Raw genomic sequence first — 23,690 nt, 5'->3', positions numbered from 1 at the left:
GTGTAGCTCTATTGTGTGTTTTTTTTCAGGTTTATTTACTTAATTTTTTAACATAATTTATCAGATTGCTACTTGCTTAGTCTGATTATTTAGATAAAATTCTATTGACTATCCAAGGAGGGTATACCAATGAATGAGATCATACTGAAGTTATTGAACGAATTTTATGCCTTAAAGCTCCCGATAAACCCGCCGATTATAAAAAAAATTTTTGAAACACTCCCATTGGATGATGAATTTCATACTCCTGAATATAATGAACATTATGAATTATTAAACAGATTAAGACAGTTATCCCAGGATTTTCTCGCCTCTGATTCAAAATTGGAAATGCTCCATAACAGGCAACGTAATTTTAACAATTTATCCCGCCAACAAGCAGATCTAACCCTAAAGGCCAAAGAACTCCAAATAAAAGCTGATGACTTAAATCAAAAATTGTTAGTCACATACAAAACCTTGGAAACCAAAATAAATGATTCTCTATTAGCGCGTGATCCACTCGCTATTTTATTACAACACTCTGAATATCATGCAATGAAAGCAAGGGTCGCTCAATACATAGAAGAACTTAATGTTGTCTGCAAAGACATCGATAGTCGTAAAGCAAAAGCGAAGTTAGCTTTATTAACCAATCTATTTAACCGTTTAATTAGCGAATTAACTGCCTTGGAAGTAAACTGTTCGATTGAAACTGCTACAGAACAAATGCAAGACATCAAAGAACAAATTGATTCAGAAGTAAAAGTTTTACAATTGCATTACGATAAGGCTCTCATCTTGCAAAACCTTTTTGCACAGCAATTATCTGTCGAAGATCTTGCACTCAAAAATGCCGAACTTGATGCTCGCGGCAAACAACTGGTTACAGAGCAAGAAACAATTACATCAAGAATTAATGCCTTTTTGCTTGATGAGCACATAAAAGAACGATTGCTCAAAGAATTTAATGAAAGCAATGATAAAGACGTTCTTATGGAACAGTATCGAGGAACAATTGATAGTGCCTGGGACTATGTGAATCCGTTTGCATGGGCTTCCTGGAGTATTAATCTATTAACGCTTAACCTGGATAGAGAAAAACACGAACAGGAACAAACTATAGTTAAATTGTCTGTGCAATATTTAGAATTATTGAAGAGCCAATTTATTAATCAAACACAACAAAATGATATCATAGCCAACAAATTGCTGCTTGAGAACGCAAAGCCCAAATCAGAATTTATAAGTGAGAATCCTGAATCTGACGAAATGATCACACATGCAGATATGTTAATTGCCAATACGATTACATTATTTAATAATCTGCATTCATTTACCTCAATAATCGAGTTACAGGAAGACTCTTCCGAAACTGATTTTTATTTAACCCTTCTGCTAAATTTGCCCCTCATTGCTGATAAGCTAGAGAAAAGAGTCCTAGCATCATCAAAATTAGAAACGTTGCTGCCCCTCTATAGCGCTATAGAAAAGCTGCGTCTTGAGAATGGATTTCTTGCAGAACATGATGTGCTCCTAGCTCCCCCTAAAGAGGCTCAGCGTGAAATCAACGAACTGGAAAAGCAAGCACCACGACGCAACGATTTTCAGTCACAACTAGAATTATGTATTGATTATCAAAAAGATGCGCAGAAATTTGACCAATTAACAACGATCCTAAACGAATATATAGCTTCGCTAAAGCAAATTAGCATCGACTTACGGCAGCCTGCAAATAAAGTGCCGAGTAAGGGAGAAATTGCTTCACTAAAAAATCATCTAACAACAATAACAGAAACGATGGAATCGAAACTTAGCCAATTACATCAATTAGCCACTCAGGCTCTTCATCAGCCACCAGTAAATGAAGCCTCGGTAATCAAGATACCGTTGGATTTGAATGAAAAAAATAATGAATTAATAGAAGCGGGGCTTGCAAGCAACGTGTTCCCGACTTTATCGCAGAATATATCTCTTAATCCTATGGAGGAACAATTAGTATTGCAAGAAAAACAGCCTTTAGAGAAAGCAGATAATTCAGAAGAAGCTTTATCAGATGCAAGTCACTCAGAGACATCTGATTCTGAGCGCCATTTTCTATCTGAGACCAAAGAAGGTTCAGATGTCACTACCATGGAGCTGGATACAGCGATTTCATCCGCGTTACACATGCTGGAAGCCTCAGAAGAATACCATGATATTTATCTCTCTCAAGAATCATCAGAGGAAAGTGAGATATTAGCCAAAGCAACGATAAATTCACCTCCTCTCTCAAGTCCTGCATTAACGAAATCGCCCAAATCGACTGATTTAGTACCAACGCCAATACTCTTGCTTATGGACGAACCTCTAGTATTAAGAAAAGAGCACGTGCCAGCAATTTCAGCAGGTTTATCAATCAATACAACGACGGCTCTGAAATCACCCGGGATAGGTAGACCTGAATTATCTAACCCAAAGCCTAAACCAGTACAGCCAATAAGTTCGCCTTCTTCTGACACTTCAACTACCTATTCCCTGTCAGAGAGTTCAAATAGTCAGTCCGAAGACTCTGAATTAGATTACAATAATATACAAACGCCCATTCAGATAAATTCAGATAACGTTATAAAATGGCAGAGTGAGATAAAAGGCTACATTCTGAAACGCGAAGTGGATATTCAACTATGGTACAAAGCAGTTCATGCAGCACTCCAGCACCCACTGACTATAGAATCATCCTGCTATAAAGCAGCTCACCTTATTCGAGACATATTATTTGAATTGGAGCACCATAACCATAACGATGTAATACGAGCATACATGCGCTTATGCCCAGACCCGGCGCGAGATATTCATAAACTGCTCGCGCTCAAGCCATCATTACTGATAATAGAAACACTCGTTGATTCGGATATACTTTTAATCGATTGCCCTGAGCAATTAAAGAAATATTATCGTCATTATAATAAGCTAAAATCAGCCTACCCAGTAGAAGCAGAGTTATTTATACAAGCGATTCAATCACTTCATATAATTCAACTCTATATGGAGTTACCAGAACATGATATATCGACAGAGCAAGTACCTTCTTTAACAAACGATCCGCGTTATGAACCATTAAAACGCCATAGGGGATTTCTACAATTATGGGAACTACTTGAAGACTTATGTCGATTAGTTATCGGAAAAATTACTGGTCAGCATGAATATGAATACGTTAAAAGGCCCTGTTTTTTTAATACTAAATCAAATCAATTACTCCAGGAAGCAGATACTCTGATTGAAGATCTGCGCCCTGGTAATACTGTTTAAACGTGAGCTTTAGAATTATTAAGTTCCATATCAATTCTGCTGATGTCGTCACATAACGTTTGAGCTTGTTGCTTGACCAATGATGCATCAGCTCCCTCAACCATAATTCGCAATAATGGTTCAGTGCCAGATGGTCGTAGCAATACACGACCTTCTCCATTCAGGCTTGCCTCCAGATTACTAACCGCTTTAATTACTTTTGGATTAGCAGCTAAGGCTGCAGCATGATCGGTTCTTAAGTTAACTAAAGATTGCGGTAATAAGGTTATTCCCTGACACAACTGTTCCAGTGTTTTATCTTGCTTCATCATTATAGATAACACCTGAAGGGCTGCAACTATCCCATCACCTGTTGTTGTTTTATCCAGGCAGACTATATGCCCTGAAGTCTCGCCGCCAATCTTCCATTCATTTTCTCTTAATGCCTCTAGAACGTACCTATCACCAACCTTGGAACGTAGAAAAGGAATATTCAGAGCAGACATAGCCATTTCCAACCCGTAATTACTCATCAAAGTGCCAACAACGCCACCATGTAGTAAGCCTCGTTGAAAACGGTCTTTAGCGATAATATAGAGAATTTGATCTCCATCCACTAAATTGCCTTTAGCGTCCACCAATACCAGCCTGTCGCCATCACCATCCAGTGCTATACCAATATCAGCTCCGGAACTGATTACTTTCTTTTGTAATAATTCAGGGGCAGTCGAACCACATTCCTGGTTGATATTAAAGCCATCAGGTTTGTCTCCAATAGAAATAACCGAAGCACCTAACTCTGCGAAGACATTAGGGGCAATGTGGTATGTCGCTCCATTGGCACAATCTACCACAATTTTTAATCCTGACAATCGGGACATAGATGGGATAGTTGATTTACAAAACTCTATATAGCGCCCCGTAGCATCATTAATTCGTGTTGCTTTGCCTAATTTGACAGAAGAAACAGTTTGTAATTTTTTTTCTAACTCAGCTTCAATTAAAAGTTCTACACTATCAGGTAATTTTCCACCTTCTGCAGAGAAAAATTTAATACCATTATCTTCAAATAAGTTATGTGATGCGCTAATAACAATTCCTGCATTCGCTCTCAATGTCTGGGTCAGATACGCAATCCCAGGCGTCGGCATAGGCCCTAATAAGGCCACATCCACTCCGGCAGCAGATAATCCAGCTTCTAATGCTGACTCTAACATATAGCCAGAAACGCGAGTATCTTTGCCAATTACTACTTTTTTTCGATGACCATTAGCCAAGACTCGACCGACAGCCCAACCCAATTTTAATACAAACTCAGGATTAATACTTGATAAGCCTACGTGTCCTCGAATGCCATCAGTACCAAAATATTTACGTTGACTCATCCTTTCCTACCTTCTTAAATAATTCATCCAAATAACATGGGGCTGTTGCCCTCAATTCATAACTGAGTTACTAGTTGGCCTGACTTACAGCATCGACCATCAAGAGTGCCTGATTCGTCTCATCTACGTCATGCGTTCTGATAATGCCCACCCCTTTAAGGGCTGCATAAACCGCAAGTGCGATACTGCCAACCAATCTCTGTTCTGTTTCTTTTCCTAACACAGCTCCAATGGTACTTTTTCGAGAAAGCCCCAAAAGAACAGGCAAATTAAATTCGTTTAATTTGTCTAATTTATTCATTAAATGCAAATTATGCTCGACCAACTTCCCAAAACCAAAGCCTGGATCGATAATGATCCTGTCTTTTTTTATCCCTGCATTTTCACAAGCATTAATGCGCCCACGAAAAAACTGCATCAGCTCTACCATCACGCCCTCTGGATAAGTAGGTTGATTTTGCATGGTATTCGGCGTTCCTTGCATATGCATAAGGCAAACTGGTACACCCAGCTGAGCAGCAATAGATAGTGCGCCATCCCGTTGTAGCGCATAGACATCATTAATGATGTTAGCTCCAGCATAAACGGCCGCACTCATTACTTGAGGTTTGTACGTGTCAATGGAAATGCAGACATCCGAATTTTTTCGAATATGCTCAATTACAGGCACGATCCTTGATAATTCTATATCAAGTGGAACTTCAATTGCTCCTGGTTTTGTCGATTCGCCACCGATATCAATAATATCGGCTCCGTGAGCAATCAAATCAAATGCATGTTCACATGCTCTATCCATAGACAGATAACGCCCACCATCAAAAAAAGAGTCAGACGTTACATTCAGCACTCCCATAATTAATGGCTTTTGAAAAGAAGAAGATATATCTGGCTGGTTTTTTTGTTCAAGCCAGCCAATAAATTGTTCTGGACTCACCGATATCTCTCTGTTAACAGCGTCTATTTAGCAATTAATGCTCTTCAGCTGGGTTATCTATATGCTCACCATTAACAGGCTTTACAGGTGTATCATTTACCACTTCAGGCTTTTCTAAAGGTTTAGATGCACCCCAACCAGCTGGTGGCGAAGGTTCCTTTCCATTCATGATTTCTTTTATCTGATCGGCATCAATCGTCTCGTATTTTATCAAGCTCTCAGCCATCAAATGTAAATTATCCATATTCGCAAGCAATATTTCTTTCGCTCGCTGATAATTTCGGTCAATTATAGCTCTCACCTCATCATCAATCTGCTGAGCCGTACGATCAGACATTTCTTTATGTTTGTTCATGGAGCGACCTAAGAAAACCTCTTCCTCTTCTTCTCCAAACGTTAGTGGTCCCAAGGGTGATAAGCCCCATGTGGTAACCATTTTGCGTGCTATCTCTGTAGAGCGCATAATGTCATTAGATGCCCCGGTAGTAACACTTTCAAGGCCAAAAATCAGTTCCTCAGCAATCCGCCCCCCAAATAAACTGGACAGTTGGCTTTCCAGACGGCGTTTGCTATGGCTGTATCGATCTTGTTCGGGTAAAAACATGGTGACACCTAAGGCCCTGCCTCGAGGAATAATAGACACCTTGTACACAGGATCATGTTCAGGAACAGATAAGCCAACTATGGCGTGACCTGCCTCATGGTATGCAGTTAATTTTTTCTCATTATCATCCATCACCATAGAGCGTCTTTCGGTACCCATCATGATTTTATCTTTAGCTTTATCTAGTTCCAACATCCCGACTTTGCGCTTATTCGCTCGAGCAGAAAACAAAGCTGCTTCATTAACCAAATTCGCTAAATCAGCCCCGGAGAAACCTGGAGTTCCTCGGGCGATATCCATAATTTCAATATTGCTTTCCACTGGAACTTTTTGCAAATGAACTCTTAAAATTTGTTCACGACCTCTGATATCAGGTAATGGAACGACAACCTGGCGATCGAATCGTCCTGGGCGTAAAAGAGCAGGATCAAGAACATCAGGTCGGTTCGTTGCGGCAACAACAATAACGCCTTCGCTTCCTTCAAAACCATCCATTTCAACCAACAATTGGTTAAGGGTTTGCTCGCGTTCATCATGACCACCACCAAGGCCTGCACCTCTATGGCGACCAACAGCATCAATTTCGTCGATGAAAATAATGCAAGGAGCGTGTTTTTTCGCCTGTTCAAACATGTCACGTACACGAGAAGCACCAACACCAACAAACATTTCAACGAAATCTGAACCAGAAATAGTAAAGAAAGGTACTTTTGCTTCACCAGCAACAGCTCTGGCCAAAAGAGTTTTACCAGTACCAGGAGAACCGACTAACAAAACTCCCCGCGGAATTCGTCCACCGAGGTTTTGGAATTTGGTTGGATCGCGTAAAAAATCAACCAGTTCTTTCACTTCCTCTTTGGCTTCATCAACACCAGCTACGTCTGCAAACGTAACTTTGACTTGATCTTCACCCAGCAATCGCGCCCGGGATCTACCAAAAGACATTGCCCCACGACCACCACCGCCTTGCATTTGCCGCATAAAAAAGATCCAGACACCAATTAGAAGCAGCATAGGAAACCAATTGATAAACAAATGCAGAAGGAAACTCTCCTGTTGTTTTTCCTGCCCACTCACATCGACTTTGCCTTTTAATAACTCACCTAAAAGAGCGTTGTCCTGCATCGGCATATAGGTGACAAAACGTTTATTATTTTTTGTCATCCCTTTGATGATTTTGCTGTCTTCAATTGTAACTGAGTTGATCATACCCTGATCGACTTCTTTCAAAAACTGGCTGTAAGAAACTTTCTCAGCAACAGAGTTACGAGGCCCAAAATTACTGAAAACAGAGACGAGAACAATCGCTATAATCAGCCATAAAAATAAATTCTTAACCATGTCGTTCAAAGTATTAACCCCGTTAGTTACTTACAGCTTTGTTGTGAGAACGATAAAATAACTCTTAAAAATTCAATTGCCTGTCATTATGCATTTTTATCCTTAAGAGACATATATAAAGCTACTATAAATTATAGCCCTTTGCCAGCAAATAGGTTTCTTTTGAACGAGATCTTGAAGCTGCTGGCTTACGAATCACCACCCGCTCAAAAGATGCTCGTGCTTGTTTTACTAAATCATCAAAACCAGAACCATGAAAAACTTTAACTAACATAGAGCCACCAGGTTTTAACATTTTTTCAGCAAAATCAAAAGCCAACTCCACTAAATACATAGCACGCGGAATATCAATAGCTGCACTTCCACTCATATTTGGGGCCATATCTGATAATAACAAGTCCAACCCTCTCTCAGGAATTAGATTTATTAATTCCTGTAACACGGAATCTTCTCTAAAATCCCCCTGAATGACTGTTACATCGGGTAATGCATCCATGGGTAAAATATCTAAAGCAACGATACGTCCGTTACCATTTAGCTTTTGAGTTGCATATTGTGTCCACCCTCCTGGAGCCGCCCCTAAATCTACAACGGTCATTCCTGGCCGGATTAAAAACTCTTTTTCATCAACTTCTTTTAATTTATATACCGCACGGCTTCTGTAGCCTTCCGCCTGTGCCTTTTTAACATAAACGTCATCAAAGTGCTCTTGTAACCAACGTTTACTGCTTTTAGTCCGATTCATAACCATCATAAATAATATTGAATTTTCCTATGATACTGAATTTTACTACCTTTTCCCAGCAAAACGTGCAATAATTTGCCATTTTATCGATTAGGATCATCACAGTGGATACTTCGTTCAAACAATCGCTTAAGGCATTAGCCCATCATTTAAAACCAGTAATACTATTAGGAGCAAAAGGCTTAACGGAAGCGGTTATAGCAGAAACCAATATTGCATTACTCTCTCATGAATTAATTAAAGTAAAAATTAATGGTGCAGAAAGAGAAGACCGGATAGAAATGGCCAATGAATTATGTCAGCAATTACAGGCTGAATTAGTACAAATGATTGGCAATACGGTAATTCTATATCGTAAAAATATTGAGAAAAATAAGCAAGCTAAGTAAGTGGATTACCAAATTGCTGCAAATAAAGAGTGCCTAATTGGTACGATGCAAAATCAGTAATATGCACCGCATCACGATATATAGGCACCCCGTTAAACTCAACGTTGCACAATTGTTCAGGACATTGGACAAGCGTAGGATCAATGACAATTAATTGCGGATATTTTAATGCCAGTTCCTCAAATAAAGAATAGATCCAATGTTCTTGTTCTGATAGTTGTAACCTGAAATTACATTCATCAGCTACATAAGACTGGTGTAATTTAAAGTGTTTGAACACACATTCCCGTGCATTATGCTTTGTTAACGCCGTAGATTTAATCAGAACAGGATTGGCCCCACTTTCGGTTATTATTTTTAGTGCGCGCTCTAAAGCCTCCCGGAATCGATATTTGGCTAAAGATACAGAACGCTCATCACCGATAGAATTAATAATGCTGTCGGTTAAATAATCCCCCCAAATCTGCCCAATAATGACGTAATCATAGCGATTCTGTTGAATCTTGCTAAAATATTTTTGTGTCTGTCTATAGCATTCCTGATAAGTTTTATCTTTAAAATACCACCAGTCATACAGGTAGAGTCCTGGTAAAGTGAGACAGAATGAAGTGCCTTCCATCTGTATTGAAACCCCAGCCGATTTGCCAAGAATATCCATGAACCCCCAATAATGATTAGAAAAAGAATCTCCTATCATAAAACCGCTTTTAGCGGGTGACTCCGTTGCTCCAAGCGTACATAAATCAGATGAATCCGCCTTGTTATTACCAATACACAAGGGCCTTTGCTGATTTTCATATTGGTTTAATTGCTGATAAACACGGGTTAATTCCGGTTCAAAGCGCTGCGGAAATCCAGAATAAAATTTGAAAACAGCAGAGCTCAAATGAGTCAGAACAAAAGGCAACACCAATAAAATGACTAAGGTATAACGGAATTGGACGTTTTTATATCGTCTGGCAGGTGTTTCAATATATCTCCAGGAGAAGTATCCTAAAACAGCAGTTATCCCATAGGCCAGCAACAAGAGCCCAGTTGTCTCCGTACTATTCTGATATCTTAAAAATGAAAATACAGCCCAATGCCATATATACAGTGAATAAGATAAAATACCTATCCCAACCAATGGCTTAAAAGAAAGCCACCGGACCAAAAAATGGCGCGGGTAAAATGAACCCAGGGCAATCAAAATTCCTGTTGCCATACAAACCGTTAATGCATACCAATCAGGGTATCCTGGTAACAAATGCTTAAGACTGCCAATGTATATAATGGCTATCAAAGAGGCAGCTCCTGCCACCGTGGCAACATAGGGATGCAAGACAGGTTTATTCACTGGGATTAAGGCGATACACCCACCAATTAAAAACTCAAACAATCGACTGGAAAACTGATAATAAGTGTGTATCGGCAGTTCATTTGAACTATGTAAGCTCATTATAAAACTGAACAGAGTAAGTATCCCTACAGCAAGCAATACATTACGCTTGCTAAATAAACGATGCAAACAGAACATAACAAGAGGCAAAAGCAAATAACACTGCCATTCAATCGAGAGCGACCAGGTATGCAGTAAAGGAAGCAATTGTGTTTCTGGAGCAAAATATCCAGTGGTCGTTTTGTTAAAAAATAAATTAGAAACAAATAAAGAAGTTTTTCGCGCACTTCGGCTAAATTGAATTAAATCATCAGGGAGAAATAATAATAGCGAAAACACTGTAGTAACCAGTAGCAGACAAACAAATACCGGTTGAAGTCGCCATAATCTGCGATTATAAAAATCAAGAAACGAGAAATGCTGATTATTTAAAGACTCGTTTATTATTTTAGTGATTAAAAAACCGGAAATGACAAAAAAAACATCGACCCCAATAAATCCAGAGGGGAATAAAGAAAGGCCTCCATGGTATATTAAGACCAGCAAAATAGCGATGGCTCTTAATCCGTCTATATCAGGCCTGTACATCATGAATAAAACTCTTGATTAAAAAAGCAGCGCATAGTAACACCTAAAGCCTTATCTACAAACATCGATCAATTAAGAGATATCAGGCCAAGCCACCAAAATATTAATGCGACAATAAATTGCTTCATGCTGTAAATTTTTTATTATAGGAAACTGTCTTTATCAATTGCTCCATTCAATCAATCATCAATAATAGAACTTGCAAATGAGAATGATTATCATTTATATTAATGTTAATGAATCATTGCATCTGGAGATAAAAATGGCCCTGGCGTATGGAAATTACCATGAATTAAGTCATCAAATAAGATTTCTGCTCTTCGAAATCGGTATTGGCTTGCCTCAAAGCAGCATTGATTATTTCATCACCCTGGCTCATCGTGATGCATTAAAACGATTGCAGCAAGCCGCCCTAAAAGAACAACTGCTCGATGCCCCCATTGCCAGCCATCATGTTCACGATTTGCTGGATCAATTACAGATAAGGTTAAAAAAGGCCCTTCCTGCCAGCCAGTTTTTTCAATGGCAAAACATGCGCAATGACCTCGATGAATCAATTGCCAATGATGCCCTGGCCCAGGCATACAAACAATGCTGGAACACCCAAATCCATAATGAAGCCCTAACACACAGTAGTTTATGGTCCTGGATGAATAAGAGCCAAACTGCTTATCAAACCCTCTTATTTCTTGAACAATGGGGATGCATTGGTGACTCTTATCTGCCAACTTTTCGCACAAAAAAAGGATTCACTCGTCGAGAAGTATTACAGAACTCCCCGGAATTTCAGGCTAAAATAAGTATTCATTGGTGTGCGTTAAGTAAAGAAAATGCTTTTATTCCTCTACAGCCCGATAGGTTCCACAACCAAATTGCAGAACAATTCCCTAAAGAATATACTCTATGGCGTGAACGATTGGTTCTCCATCATCTGGACCCAGATAATTATTACCCAATTCCCGTACACCCCTGGCAATGGCGTAATCAGATACAACCAGTGTACGCGTCCTTAATCGATAAAAAACGACTCATATTGTTACCTCATCATCAAAGCCTCATGCCCTCGATGTCTCTGGATATGATGTTTCCTTTAGATAATTCTCGTGCGCTTATTCATTTAGCGACATCAATCAATACCCCCGAAATGCACCATTCGAATTCCACCACCTTGAATAACCACTCCCCTGAGTTGATGAACTGGCTAAACTCGTTATTGATTCGTACCAATCATTATGAAAACAGCTTATTTCTCATGAATCAATTAGCCTGTATTAGCTTACAAGACCATAACATTTCAGAACACCGTAACAAGAAACTGACAGCAAGTTTTTATCAAAATCCAATAAACCTGATAAATAAAAACCAGAAACTCGTACCATTGCCCAGTTTATTCTCAAATTCACCAATTACCCATAAACCATTAATTATCGAAATAATTAATGAAAGTGGCTTGGCTCCCGTACCCTATTTTGCTTTTTATTGTTATAAAATTTTGTTGGGCTCACTACACCTTTTTTTAAAGCACGGGGTAGTGTTAGAAACACTAGAACAGAATATGCTGATTATTTTTGAAGAAAGCATCCCAAGAGGCCTGATTTTAAAAAAATTGACTGACATAAAGATTGATGATCGTTTTTTCGTTACGACGAAAGAACATTCCGAGTTGCCGCTGAGCACGTCATTAAAAACAATAACCCCAGATGAACTAAGTACCTCTTTTATAAAAAATATTCTGCAGAAGAATATCAAACGCTGGGTCAATGCATTAACTGCGGAATTCCAGCTCGCTGAGACATTATTATGGAACGAAGTACATCACGCATTAAACAAGGTACTGGCCGAAATCGCCACAGATATCGATCCCCAAACCCTTAGTTGGCAAAAAAAGCAATTATTTCAGGATACCTGGCAACATCAGTGTGTATTCACCATGAAATTAAGTTCAAACTCCTTCAAAAGCGTTTATATACAGGAGGAAAACCCCTTAATCGACTAAAACACCAAATATTCCCTGGTTAGCAAGGAAGGAATCAATTGTTGCATTAGCACCCAATTAAGGTATTAAGTTAATGCCAATATACGTTTTACCTTCCTCAACCACGTGACAGAGTCAACGGTATTGTATAAACTAGTTCGTACTACTGTCGCTTGTACATTCAACCATGCAGATGCACATGAGGCGCAATACATACTCTTAACATGCGAATCACAATGAGAGTAAATTAATTATCGTATGACACATGATACTAAAACATATACCTAATGCCTTAACATTGTTTCGGCTAGGATTAATAGTCCCATTTTTAATGTATTTATATCATCATGAATACGTTAATGCTTTTTATACTTTTATCCTAGCGGGAATTACTGATGGACTGGATGGCTGGCTAGCCCGACATTTTCATTGGCAAAGTTTCTTTGGCTCATTTGTTGATCCTATGGCTGATAAATTATTAGTTGCCTCAAGCTTTATCTCTCTGGCACTTATAGGTTCGTTACCTTGGTGGTTAGTTATTCTGGTATTTCTTAGAGATGCGTCCATATCTATTGGCGTCATTGCCTGGTATTGGTTTATACAACGTAAACCGGCTTTTGAACCCACCTTACTCAGTAAATTTAATACGACCTTTCAACTGTTTCTGGTCACTTTATGCTTGTTTGAATTAGCCTATTTTAAATTTCCTCCTTATTGCGTTGAGGCAGTAATTTATTTAACCGCATTTACGACTACTATTACTTATATTGATTATGTCTGGACCTGGAGTAATAAGGCCTGGCCCAAAAAAGATTTATTAAAATGAACAAGCAATTAGCTTTAGCCATAAAATTAAGTGATGAAGCAACGCTTGCTGACTTTAACTGGAATAATAACGGGCTTCTGCAACAGCAGTTGGAGCGCATGCTAACCCTGAAAGAAGATAGATTGCTTTATCTTTGGGGGCCTCCTGGCTGTGGAAAATCTCATATTTTGCAAGGTTGCTGTCAAGCCATTAATTCAAAGCAATCAGCAATTTATCTTCCCCTGGCTCTGCTTAAAGACTGGGGCCCTCAAACGCTTGAGGGTCTGGAAGAACAAACATTAGTCTGTATTGATGATATAAATACCATTGCGCAAGATGCCGACTGGGAGGAAGCATTATTTCATCTGTACAATAGAATCAAAGACATGGAACAAGGCCTGTTAATTATTTCGGGAAACCACCCCCCCTCGCAAAGTACGATTAATCTTGCCGATTTGCGTTCAAGACTAGCCTGGGGTCTGGTTATTCAGTTAAATGAACTCAGTGACGAGGAAAAAATCAACACATTGAAATTACACGCCCTGAAACGAGGATTTGATTTGCCAGAAAGTGTGGGACAGTTTCTACTAAACCGATGTTCCCGCAACATGCACGATCTACACCAATTGCTTAATCGTTTAGATGATGCCTCATTGGCGGCCCATCGTAAAATTACGATTCCTTTCGTAAAAGACACATTAAAGATTTAATTTACCACCACCTGATAAACTCATTTAAAAATCATGTTGTATCAATCAAGAATTGCCTGGTTTGACAAGAATAGAATTCAGTCTATAACTAAAATTAGTTGATTAATTTTTATTCCCCGTTTACTTATACATACATTATGGATAAATTCACGCAGCAACCTTAGAGCGGAATGTTCAACGGAGTAGAACGATGAAATCACAAAATATTGTCGCTATTGACTCTTATTTGATTGAAAAAAAACAACAAATTCCTCAACAAATAATAAATAATTTATACCATTTTCTTGCCAATTCGTATCATCTGGCGGATCAAAATGAATTTACACACTTAATTATTCAACCGAGATTAAGTGGAGAATTAAGCATTCAATATGGGATGAATAATGAAATTGCCGGATTTTCTCGCACTTATCGGCAAACCGTTATGCTTGGTAAAAAACAGATCACCGTATATTCTGCCTATATTTATCTCAATCCTCATTTTAAAGTAGCACCGACTATTGAGTCTGCTGGCCTTACATTGGCAATAAAAGAAAAATTAGCGAATCCTCAAGAAGAATTGAGCTATTTGGCCTTTGCCAATAATCCACTAGCTTACAAATTTATATATCAATTGAATGATTCTATTTATCCCAAACCTGAACAACGAGTTCCTGATCAAATTATAAGTATAGTCAATTCATTCAAGAAACAATATGGATGGATCTCAACTAACAATCACCCCATGGTAGTGAATTCGCCGCTGGTTCAACTGCGCAGCCAATATACATTAAAGCTGGATGAACACTGCGAGTTGGATGAATTTTATTTAACAACAAATCCTGATTATTTACAGGGAAATTCACTGTTAATTTACATGCCGCTCCATTTGGCCAATATCAATTATGGCTTGCATCATAATGATTCTAACTGTAGCTATAACCAGATACATCATCATAATCAAGATCAGAATGATTGCTCCCCTGGGCATTAGGATGCAAATGAAAAGAATAGATATTATTACTGGTTCGAATCGTTGAATTCCTTGGAGCAACTGATTCTACAGACTCAACAGGTTGATTGACTGCAGTGTGTTCAGAATGAGTTTTATTCATGCGTTGTAATGCTGCCAGCTCCTGGAGCACTGCCTTGGTGCTCAAGATCTGATCCATTAAATTATCCTGTTTAAGCGTTTCGCCAACTAATTTTTCCGGATCGCATAATGTCTTTATTTTCTCTTCATCCAAACCAAACCAACTGCCTATCAAGGCTTTAATACCAATGCGCTCAACATTCCAATAAATACAAAAAGCCGCTACCCCTATACCTAAACTAAACAGTACGACAGGCAAGAATGTTGGAGCGACTGTTGCCATACAAAGCTCGAAAAAAAAGAGAGCAACAGATTGGCCAGCAAAAAAACCACTACCAAAAAACAGCAGGCCAGCCATCCATGATACAATGGTTTCAGTGACTTCCATATCCCCGCTGTTTAACGCCAGATCAAACTGCTCACTGGAAAGGCAAAGAGCCTTTAAACGCTTTTGCAGTATGGCGAGAGTAAATAAGTACTGCTCTAAATCCTCTACAGAGAGTGTTACAAGATTAGCAGATTCCATGGTACGTCTAATTGCTTTAAGTTCTGCCATCTGCAACAAATAAACATCAAGTAATTTGGGAGACTCTTTTAATTTGATGCCTAAATTCTGCGACACCTGAACCAAATCAAATCCATAAAACACAAATATAGATAATGCAGCAAAAGCAACGCCTGCAGCAAGAATAGACAAAGCAGGAAATGATAAGACCGACATTAAAGATGCAATACTGTCAAATCCTTCACAGGCGGCTAATAAAGTCCCGGCAATTGCAAGAAGAATAAACTCAGCTTGGTTACTAAATGGAGGATCTTCTTCTATTATTTTATTATCAAGTAACTTGATGCCCTGCATGGATATTAGCAAATCTCTTAATAATTCAGCATGCAACGATGCGAGGATGAATTCGATTTTTTCTTTATGCTTTGGGGGTAAGGCATCAGAAATAATAATGTCCCAGGTTAACCACTCCATTAGATCTGTTGTATCTTCTAACCTAGGCATATTTTCCAAAGTACTAAAAAGTGAAAAATCGGTATCTAAAAGCTCTTTAATTAAGCCTTGAGACTTTTCCCCTAGTACAATCGCTCCTCTCATGCCTCCCCCTTTTCTCATCGACATATGATACCCATGAGAACTGTGCTGAATCAAAATATCCCAGGATGTAAAAACTCATTGCATGGAAAAATTTTATCCAATAACAGTCAAATAAAACTCAAGTGGTCAATATTATGACAAATTTAAGCGAAAATAACAAATAATACTCCAAATAAATAGTGAGATATGCTCTGGACTTGACGGTCGATTAAGACTAAAAGGTATTTTGATGGGCAGTCAGGTCGATGGATACCCCATCAATTAGAAATGAGTAGTTATCTTCAAGGTAAATCAAATCAATGTTTTTTACCGGATTTAACATCAGCGGCACACAAGGTATACACCATCGGCTGTGCCGCACAATGAAAATATAAATAGTTTAATGACTTGGAATATAGGTTGTAGAAAACTCTACGGCCTCAATTTCATTTGCTGAATTATTATTATCAGCCGCGATATAACGACTCAAACGTGGCGATAAAAACCACATGAGCAATGCGATAATAAAAGTAACTATTCCTATACAAGCAAATACATCAGTATAAATGATAAGAGATTCAACTCCTGGTTTAATCGTTTCAGGAAGTGCGGTATATGACGCGACAGAAGCACCAATAAATCCGGCGACAGCCGAAGTTAAAAACCACATCCCCATTACAAAACCTGTAATTTGTGCAGGAACCAATTCGGCAACCATAGCAACTCCTAAGGCAGAAACCAGCAATTCTCCAAGACTCTGGAATAAATAACTGCAAATTAACCACCAGGAAGATACCATTCCATTTCCAGTATAAAAATAACGAGAAAAGTAGAGCATAAGGAAACTCACCGCACACATCGTCATCCCAAGTGCAAATTTGTACGGTATTGAAAGTGAAACACCTTTTTTGTTCAGCTTGCCATATATATAAGCTAAAACAGGGCTCATCAATATGATCCAAATGGGATTAAGAGCCTGAAAACTTTGGGCATCGATAGTAATTCCCAGAACATTGGGGATTACGTTATTTACAGCAAATAAATTTAATGAAGTAGGCATTTGCTGATATAGAGTAAAGAAAATTACGGCCTCTAGCATCAGGGCAAAAGCAACTAACATTTTCATACAGGTAGCACGGTTTTCTTTTCTCATCATAAAAGCGTAAGTGCCCACAACTAAAATGGTGATGCACCACAACAAATTTTTAGCCAACATTACATGCTGTAGCAAATATGCTGAGAGTTCGGTAAACGCAAAAACCCCCATGAAGATCCAAAACCAGTGCCGTACAGAAAGTATTCGTTGATCTGCTTCAGTATTTATATGTTTCACGTATTGGCGCTGGAAGCAGTAGTTAACCAATCCCAATACCAGCCCTATTGCGCTAATCAGATACGCATAAGAATATCCATAACGGCTAGAGATTGTAGGCCCTACAATTAAAGCAACCATACTACCTATATTTATGGCCATATAATAAAGGGTAAAGCCCCCATGCAAACGAGGATCATTCTCGTCATAACATTTGGAAAGCAGATTAGATGGATTTGCTTTAAATAAACCGTTCCCGACACAAATCAATCCCAGAGCAAGAAAGACATGTTGCTTATCAGTAAACGCCAGAAAAAAATAACCCATTGCAAGCACTATCAGTCCCAAAACAATGGTTCTTTTAGTACCAAGAATCCTGTCCCCTAGATAGCCTCCAATAACGACCATTCCATAGACCAGGGCAGAAAAAGCGCCAAAAGTATAATAAGCGTCTGTGTCGCTATACCCCAAATAGCGAATGAAATAAAGGGTCAGGATGCCTTGAACCGTATAAAAACCAAACCGCTCCCACAATTCCAACATAAAAATCATGTGAAACGCACGTGGCTGTTCACGAAATAAATTCAGCATGAATCTCTATTCCTTTATGAGGGCTAATTTTTTAAATTATATGAATTTTTTAATTTTTGCAATGAGCTTTAACAGATAAATTGACGAAGTTCCCGAAAGACCAATTGATGGCTTATTGTGCTTCGCCATCTCTCTTAATTTCAGGCCTTTCACACCATCATTGATGAAATATAATGCATCTGCGTTTATCAAATAAAATATCTGATTTTGTCATTACATCCCATAATTGGGTATCCAATAAAAAAATGGTTGTATTTATAATAACCCAATATTTAAGAAATAATCGCATCACTCTATCTTCTTTGGAATTTTTCATTAAAATCAGCTATATTTTCAATAATAATAAATAAAATAAATCACGATGGCGAAAAAAGCTCTTTATCTGGCAGGTGGTGGTGCGCGAGGCGCATATCAAGCAGGCGTACTGAAAGCGATTGGTCATATTTTGCAAACCAAATCACTTCCTTTTGATATGGTTAGTGGGGTTAGTGTTGGCAGCATCAACGCAGCAGTACTCGTAGAATATGCAGATGACTTTCCCGCTGGTCTTGATAAACTGGAATCGATCTGGAGTGAAATCCATTGCCAAAAAATATATAAGGCAAGCAATTACGAATTAGGAAAATCGGTAATGCGTAACCTCAGCACACTGATTATCAAACAACGCCAGGCAGGACATTTACTGGACACATCGCCATTAAACCAATTTCTTGATGAAACCATTGATTTTAGCCGAATTGAACACAATATAGCTGCAGGACACCTGGACACCTTTGAAGTATTAACTGCCCAATACGAAACACATAAAACCATTTCCTTTTATGATCATAATCAAGTCGAATTTGAGGATTGGCATTATCCCCGGCACAGCAGTCAAAGAGCCACAATTAATGCACAGCATATTTTGGCATCAAGTGCGCTCCCCCTTTTTTTCCCCCCGGTTCATCTTGATGGGTTTCATTATGGTGATGGAAGTATTGGTCTTGGGACTCCTCTAAGAGGAGCTCTTCGCTCTCACGTAGATAGAATCATGATTTTAGGAACAAGAGAGCTACCCGAGTTTACCGATCCTGACACCCTACGAAATGGAGACATCGCATTTGCCCATATTCTGGGGAATATGATGAATGGGTTATTCCTGGATAACCTTGATAGAGACATTGAGATGGTCAATCGTATGAATGAAATCGCAATGCTTCTGTCCATGTGGAAAAAACGACGTTCTCCATGGCGTCCAATTACCACACTGCATCTTCGTCCAAGCAGAAACATGGCTTCAGTAGCTCAGGAACATTTCCAAAGCATGCCCGCCTTACTCAGATATTTACTCAACATCCTGGGAGCCAAAAGCCATTCAGGGGATTTACTAAGCTTTTTACTTTTTGAAAAAGAATTCACTCGTGTGCTTTTAGAATTAGGCTATCACGATACTATTGCGTCAGCAGATCAGGTCAATGCATTTTTTAATTAGTTATTGAGTAAACGCTGCAAAACCGCCTCCGTTTGTGGCATAAGTCCATGCCACAGATAAAAGGCTTCTGCAGCTTGCTCCACCAGCATCCCCAAACCATCAGCAGCCTTGCAGCCCATAGTTTTTGCATAGCACACAAAAGGAGTCAGTTCCTTTCTCGAATAGGCAAGGTCATAACAAAACGGTTGATGCGCCATGATTGCCTCAGGCACGACTACAGCGTTTCCCTCCAGGCTCGCCGAAGTTGCATTAATTATCAAATCAAAAGAATCATGAAGCTCATCAAAAGATGTAATTTTAATCAGAGGAAATTCTGTTTGCAGCTGTGCTGCTTTTGCCATAGTGCGATTAACGAGGGTTAAGGAAGCCGGTTTCATATCTAATAAAGGATAAATAATTCCCCGGGTTGCCCCTCCGGCGCCTAAAATGAGAATGTTCTTGTTTTGTAATGTAATGACGCGGGATAAATCACGAATCAGGCCAATCCCATCAGTGTTATCCGCATACAATGTGTTGTTTTTAATCATTAACGTATTTGCCGCTCCAGCCCGCAAGCATCGCTCACTAACAACCTCCGCCATAGCAAAAGCCCGTTGCTTAAAAGGCAAGGTGACATTAAGTCCCCAACCTCCATGTTGAAAAAAATCCAAGGTTTGGTTTTCAAAATCTGCATTGCGCCCTTCAATTTTCTCATATGACAAAGAGACATTACATTGCCGCGCAAACTGCTGATGTATTTGTGGTGACAAACTGTGCTCGATGGGATTTCCTATTACTGCAAAATGATAAACCACTGTTGGCCTCTTTTAATAAATTGAACTCAATCCAGATAGCAACGGCTAACCCGCCCATACAAAGCCCGTGACGTACCGAGACTTTAATATGCTCACCAAGCTTAATTTCATCTAAAACTCTATCATCAAAACCCATGACTCACCGTCAGGCTTCATCGAAACAGCAGATTCAAACGAGAATATAATCCGAAAAAATATCACAGTTCAACAAGCAATATAACTAAATTTTGCAAATAATGATCATTTTGTGTAGACATTTTAGTAGCGCTTTGTTACACATGAGGCTGCTTTTACCTTTATGAGAAAGAATCTTTTTGTGATTTAAAGTGATTTATATACGTGAAACTTCATTTTTTCTTAAGGTTCTGCGCATATAATCCAAACATTGATCAAAAGAATACCCGATGGGAGTCAAGAGATGGCATTAACAGCAGAGATACAACGTAAAAGTTATAACGCCTTGCTACTCAGGTTCAAGGCTCAGCTGAATGAAACGGATGAACAACTACTCAGTCTGATTAACGACATTGCCGCTGCAAATAATATCGCATTAAATCGTCAAAATGATGGGACCCTTAATCAGTTAATTAAGCTCATAAAATCCAGCAAATCGGAGAAAAATAAGGATTTAACCGAAACAGCGTTCATGATTTATAATTTAATCACCGAACTGATGGCCGAGCAATCTGCTCAAAATCTGAAAAAACATCTCTCTGCAGGTCGTTTTGACTTGACCCCTCTCCATCTTCGTACCCTTAGGGATCAAATGCAAGATCATGATATGAGCTTAAGCATGCCTCGCTCTACCGGCACTATTTCGGTATTGGCAGTATTAAATCAGCATGATCCAGGCTCAGCCTTTGCAATACAAGATACTCTTGCCAGTGAACTATTTAATGAAGAGATACGCCATATAATAATCCCAATAGGCCCAGGACACTGGCGAGGTATGTATTTAACAAAACCGCTCGAAGATGGACTATTTTACGATCTAGAATTATTTGACCCCTATGGGCCAGCAGGGGCGTATGCTATTGATAGCTACACCCTGAATCTATTAGAACAGTGCAATCTACCCAGAGAATTCATCCGCATCCGACATACAGGACCAGCTCATCCACAAGGTGATGCTTACTCCTGTGGTGATTTTACCAATGCTTATAGCCATAAAAAAATGAAGGAATTTGGTGCTTCAGAAGTACACTATAACGAAACCCTGGTCGCTACCCTGGACAATTTCGGTAATAAGGACAATGTACTCCGATTTATGACACGTGAAGAGACAAAAAAACTCAGCGAAGCAATAGTAGTAAAAAGTGAGCCAATGAATCACCCCGTCGCTGATAATAGTGATACGGCAAACAAAGCCAAAGCAGTTATTAAAAACAACAAGGCAGCTCCCAAGCTCTCTCATTATGATGCTATGCCAGAACCATCAGCATCCACACACAGAGCATTGTCAATGTTAAGAATGCCTGAAATAAAAAATGCTGAAATACCAACCAAACAAAGCAATAATCCACCTCCGAATAAACGATTCGAAACGGAAGTGAGCGGTATTGCAGGAGGCATGTTATTCGGTTCTTTAGTTGGTGGTCTGGTTGGTTTCTTTGGACTACCAGTAATTGCTGCACTGGCAGGTGCAGCATTAGGTGCTGCTCTAGGCACATTGGTAAGCGTAACCATTGTCGGAGTAACCCGTCTTTTTGAAGCAAAGCCTTCTGTTTCAAAGACAGCTCCAAACGACACTACTGCAGCAAAAAGCACGAATCCGTATTCTAGTACTTACGATAGTGCCCCACAGTACGAACAGGATCTGGGTGGAGAACCAATAATAAGCCCCCCGCTCTTTTCTCGTGTGATAAACAAAACACCTCTCGACAGCCAAAATAATGTCAAAGAGGTATCCTCTTCAGGCCCGTCATTTATATAGATGAGTACTGGCTTATAAGCTGAGCTGCAAAGCTCAGCAATCAAGATTAGTGTCGCCGGCATAGTCCTCTGTAACTTCGCACTGTCCGTGGAGTTTTTCCTATTCCGAAGTACCACAGTTTTTCCGCGACATCCAGAAAATGCCCATTCATCTCATGAGCAACAGGATGCCACGGACGAGCCGTGATGCGTCAGTACAGTAGTGTTACCAGACTTATTAAGACGTCCCCCGTACCTTTATTCGTTAAACTACCAGGCTCTTATCCACCACCTCACGCAAATCACGAGATAACTCCTGCTGCGCCAATTGCTCTAATTGTTGCTTCATCAGTGACTGCCTGGAGTGATCATAACGTTGCCAACGAGTAAAAGGCGTTGCAATGCGAGCAGCTATTTGAGGGTTTAGTTTATCCAGTGTCATCAACATCTCGCTTAAAAAGGCATATCCGCTTCCATCGGCCGCATGAAAATTCCTGGGGTTTGCCATACAAAATGCCCCAATAAGCGAACGAACCTTATTCGGATTTTTAATGCTGAATGCAGGATGTTTTAATAGGTTTTTCACATGACTAATCGCATCTGGTAATTCTGAACTTGCCTGCAGGGCAAACCATTTATCCAAAACCAATTCATCTTTAGACCATTGCTGATAAAAATCGTCAATTGCCTGGGTGCGACTCTCCGGATGGGTTGAATTGACCAATAAAGAGAAGCTTGCAATTTGATCTGTCATCGTTTTTGCTGTGGTAAACTGTATTTTGCAGGTTTCTCTGTTTGCCTCTTCGTCCGCTTTCATCATCAACCATAAACAAACATTACGTAACTTTCTTCGCCCATATGCAGGACCATTCATTTGATGATCTTCTTCTTGCCACAACTGCTTATAAAGATCCGATGCGGCATCATATAGACTTAATCCAAGCTGCTTGCGAAAATAATCGCGAGCGGCCTCGACACGGCTTACATCAATCCGTTTCAATGTAGCGGCAACCTCTTCAAATCCAGGCGGAGTAAGTAATTCTGCACGCAAATCAGCATCCAGAGAGGCATCAAGCAATACATGTCTGAAAGCAGAAATTAATGGTTCTGGGATATGCCATTCATCAGATGAAGTATTTAAACACTTATTGATGCAATTTAAGACTAGTCGCTGTGCTGCATCCCATTTTGCATAACCATCGCTTTCATAGCGTAATAAAAATAGTAACTCATCAAGGGTCAAGTCATTTTTTAATTGTACAGGAGCAGAAAATTCTCTTAATAAAGAAACCACCGGTTGCTCACTAAGTCCGGCAAAAATAAACGTCTGTTCGCTTTCTTTCAATTCAAGA

17 protein-coding genes are annotated in these 23,690 nt (G+C 39.3%); 8 read left to right on the top strand and 9 right to left on the bottom strand.

Features of this window, described 5'->3' with window-relative positions; genetic code table 11:
• The first annotated feature begins 129 nt into the window (after nt 1-129).
• Entirely contained in the window at nt 130-3,273 is a 3,144-nt protein-coding gene (locus tag Q0495_RS14580; RefSeq protein WP_298627593.1) for a hypothetical protein, read from the top strand.
• Here the strand turns inward: Q0495_RS14580 and glmM are convergent.
• The 4 genes from glmM to rlmE all read right to left on the bottom strand — a co-directional run bounded on the left by glmM (nt 3,270) and on the right by rlmE (nt 8,261).
• Complete coding sequence (glmM, locus tag Q0495_RS14575; RefSeq protein WP_298627592.1) at nt 3,270-4,637, bottom strand: phosphoglucosamine mutase; 1,368 nt, start codon at nt 4,635-4,637, stop codon at nt 3,270-3,272. The genes Q0495_RS14580 and glmM overlap by 4 nt on opposite strands.
• Before the next feature lie 70 nt (nt 4,638-4,707).
• Nucleotides 4,708-5,571, bottom strand: a complete 864-nt coding sequence (gene folP / locus Q0495_RS14570) for a dihydropteroate synthase (protein WP_298627591.1) — start codon at nt 5,569-5,571, stop codon at nt 4,708-4,710.
• 34 nt (nt 5,572-5,605) lie between these two features.
• On the bottom strand, nt 5,606-7,516 hold the full coding sequence (gene ftsH, locus Q0495_RS14565) for an ATP-dependent zinc metalloprotease FtsH (protein WP_298627610.1): 1,911 nt from the start codon (nt 7,514-7,516) through the stop codon (nt 5,606-5,608).
• 124 nt (nt 7,517-7,640) lie between these two features.
• The gene (rlmE, locus tag Q0495_RS14560) at nt 7,641-8,261 is read right to left on the bottom strand and encodes a 23S rRNA (uridine(2552)-2'-O)-methyltransferase RlmE (protein ID WP_298627589.1); all 621 of its coding nucleotides are present in this window, start codon (nt 8,259-8,261) and stop codon (nt 7,641-7,643) included.
• Nucleotides 8,262-8,365: 104 nt separating this feature from the next.
• Between rlmE and yhbY the strand changes: the two genes are divergently transcribed.
• Nucleotides 8,366-8,650: a ribosome assembly RNA-binding protein YhbY gene (gene yhbY, locus Q0495_RS14555; RefSeq protein ID WP_298627587.1), complete on the top strand. Its 285-nt coding sequence runs from the start codon at nt 8,366-8,368 to the stop codon at nt 8,648-8,650.
• On the opposite strand, the gene Q0495_RS14550 is transcribed toward yhbY, so the two are convergent.
• A complete protein-coding gene (locus Q0495_RS14550) occupies nt 8,643-10,619 on the bottom strand; it encodes an acyltransferase family protein (RefSeq protein WP_298627585.1) in 1,977 nt (658 codons plus the stop codon). The two genes, yhbY and Q0495_RS14550, sit on opposite strands and share 8 nt — an antisense overlap.
• Before the next feature lie 202 nt (nt 10,620-10,821).
• Here Q0495_RS14550 and Q0495_RS14545 point away from each other — a divergent pair, with 202 nt between their 5' ends.
• From Q0495_RS14545 to Q0495_RS14530, 4 genes are all read left to right on the top strand, one after another.
• Nucleotides 10,822-12,612 (top strand): IucA/IucC family protein, encoded by a 1,791-nt coding sequence (locus tag Q0495_RS14545; RefSeq protein WP_298627583.1) that lies wholly within the window; start codon nt 10,822-10,824, stop codon nt 12,610-12,612.
• 244 nt (nt 12,613-12,856) lie between these two features.
• Nucleotides 12,857-13,417, top strand: a complete 561-nt coding sequence (locus Q0495_RS14540; protein WP_298627582.1) for a CDP-alcohol phosphatidyltransferase family protein — start codon at nt 12,857-12,859, stop codon at nt 13,415-13,417.
• Entirely contained in the window at nt 13,414-14,106 is a 693-nt protein-coding gene (gene hda, locus Q0495_RS14535; RefSeq protein WP_298627580.1) for a DnaA regulatory inactivator Hda, read from the top strand. The genes Q0495_RS14540 and hda overlap by 4 nt, the downstream gene beginning before the upstream one ends.
• Before the next feature lie 190 nt (nt 14,107-14,296).
• Nucleotides 14,297-15,079, top strand: coding sequence for a hypothetical protein (locus tag Q0495_RS14530; RefSeq protein ID WP_298627578.1), 783 nt, complete (start codon nt 14,297-14,299; stop codon nt 15,077-15,079).
• On the opposite strand, the gene Q0495_RS14525 is transcribed toward Q0495_RS14530, so the two are convergent.
• Both Q0495_RS14525 and Q0495_RS14520 read right to left on the bottom strand, forming a co-directional pair.
• Nucleotides 15,012-16,280 carry a hypothetical protein gene (locus Q0495_RS14525; protein WP_298627576.1) on the bottom strand — a complete coding sequence of 423 codons (1,269 nt, stop codon included), beginning with the start codon at nt 16,278-16,280 and terminating at the stop codon, nt 15,012-15,014. The two genes, Q0495_RS14530 and Q0495_RS14525, sit on opposite strands and share 68 nt — an antisense overlap.
• Nucleotides 16,281-16,659: 379 nt before the next feature.
• On the bottom strand, nt 16,660-18,162 hold the full coding sequence (locus Q0495_RS14520; RefSeq protein WP_298627574.1) for an oligopeptide:H+ symporter: 1,503 nt from the start codon (nt 18,160-18,162) through the stop codon (nt 16,660-16,662).
• A gap of 361 nt (nt 18,163-18,523) precedes the next feature.
• On the opposite strand from Q0495_RS14520, the gene Q0495_RS14515 reads away from it, so the two are divergent.
• Complete coding sequence (locus Q0495_RS14515; RefSeq protein WP_298627572.1) at nt 18,524-19,633, top strand: patatin-like phospholipase family protein; 1,110 nt, start codon at nt 18,524-18,526, stop codon at nt 19,631-19,633.
• Here the strand turns inward: Q0495_RS14515 and aroE are convergent.
• Nucleotides 19,630-20,427 (bottom strand): shikimate dehydrogenase, encoded by a 798-nt coding sequence (gene aroE / locus Q0495_RS14510; RefSeq protein ID WP_298627570.1) that lies wholly within the window; start codon nt 20,425-20,427, stop codon nt 19,630-19,632. The two genes, Q0495_RS14515 and aroE, sit on opposite strands and share 4 nt — an antisense overlap.
• Nucleotides 20,428-20,845: 418 nt before the next feature.
• Between aroE and Q0495_RS14505 the strand changes: the two genes are divergently transcribed.
• Nucleotides 20,846-22,360 (top strand): DUF456 domain-containing protein, encoded by a 1,515-nt coding sequence (locus tag Q0495_RS14505; protein WP_298627568.1) that lies wholly within the window; start codon nt 20,846-20,848, stop codon nt 22,358-22,360.
• A gap of 243 nt (nt 22,361-22,603) precedes the next feature.
• Here the strand turns inward: Q0495_RS14505 and Q0495_RS14500 are convergent.
• Nucleotides 22,604-23,690: DUF3458 domain-containing protein (locus Q0495_RS14500; RefSeq protein WP_298627566.1), on the bottom strand; the 1,087-nt coding region annotated here is incomplete at its 5' end.

Source organism: uncultured Legionella sp., from assembly GCF_937871865.1.
Taxonomy (GTDB): domain Bacteria; phylum Pseudomonadota; class Gammaproteobacteria; order Legionellales; family Legionellaceae; genus Legionella.
The sequence above is the reverse complement of the archived record's forward strand: the minus strand, read 5'-3'. Positions and strand labels throughout refer to the sequence as shown.

What these genes read in the sequence shown, in the direction of transcription:
- Q0495_RS14580 (WP_298627593.1), top strand. Translation starts at nt 130, where the DNA reads ATGAATGAGATCATACTGAAGTTATTGAACGAATTTTATGCCTTAAAG.
- glmM (WP_298627592.1), bottom strand. Translation starts at nt 4,637, where the DNA reads ATGAGTCAACGTAAATATTTTGGTACTGATGGCATTCGAGGACACGTA.
- Q0495_RS14525 (WP_298627576.1), bottom strand. Translation starts at nt 16,280, where the DNA reads ATGAGAGGAGCGATTGTACTAGGGGAAAAGTCTCAAGGCTTAATTAAA.
- ftsH (WP_298627610.1), bottom strand. Translation starts at nt 7,516, where the DNA reads ATGGTTAAGAATTTATTTTTATGGCTGATTATAGCGATTGTTCTCGTC.
- Q0495_RS14505 (WP_298627568.1), top strand. Translation starts at nt 20,846, where the DNA reads ATGGCATTAACAGCAGAGATACAACGTAAAAGTTATAACGCCTTGCTA.
- Q0495_RS14515 (WP_298627572.1), top strand. Translation starts at nt 18,524, where the DNA reads ATGGCGAAAAAAGCTCTTTATCTGGCAGGTGGTGGTGCGCGAGGCGCA.
- rlmE (WP_298627589.1), bottom strand. Translation starts at nt 8,261, where the DNA reads ATGAATCGGACTAAAAGCAGTAAACGTTGGTTACAAGAGCACTTTGAT.
- Q0495_RS14520 (WP_298627574.1), bottom strand. Translation starts at nt 18,162, where the DNA reads ATGCTGAATTTATTTCGTGAACAGCCACGTGCGTTTCACATGATTTTT.
- Q0495_RS14550 (WP_298627585.1), bottom strand. Translation starts at nt 10,619, where the DNA reads ATGATGTACAGGCCTGATATAGACGGATTAAGAGCCATCGCTATTTTG.
- Q0495_RS14540 (WP_298627582.1), top strand. Translation starts at nt 12,857, where the DNA reads ATGATACTAAAACATATACCTAATGCCTTAACATTGTTTCGGCTAGGA.
- hda (WP_298627580.1), top strand. Translation starts at nt 13,414, where the DNA reads ATGAACAAGCAATTAGCTTTAGCCATAAAATTAAGTGATGAAGCAACG.
- Q0495_RS14545 (WP_298627583.1), top strand. Translation starts at nt 10,822, where the DNA reads ATGAGAATGATTATCATTTATATTAATGTTAATGAATCATTGCATCTG.
- Q0495_RS14530 (WP_298627578.1), top strand. Translation starts at nt 14,297, where the DNA reads ATGAAATCACAAAATATTGTCGCTATTGACTCTTATTTGATTGAAAAA.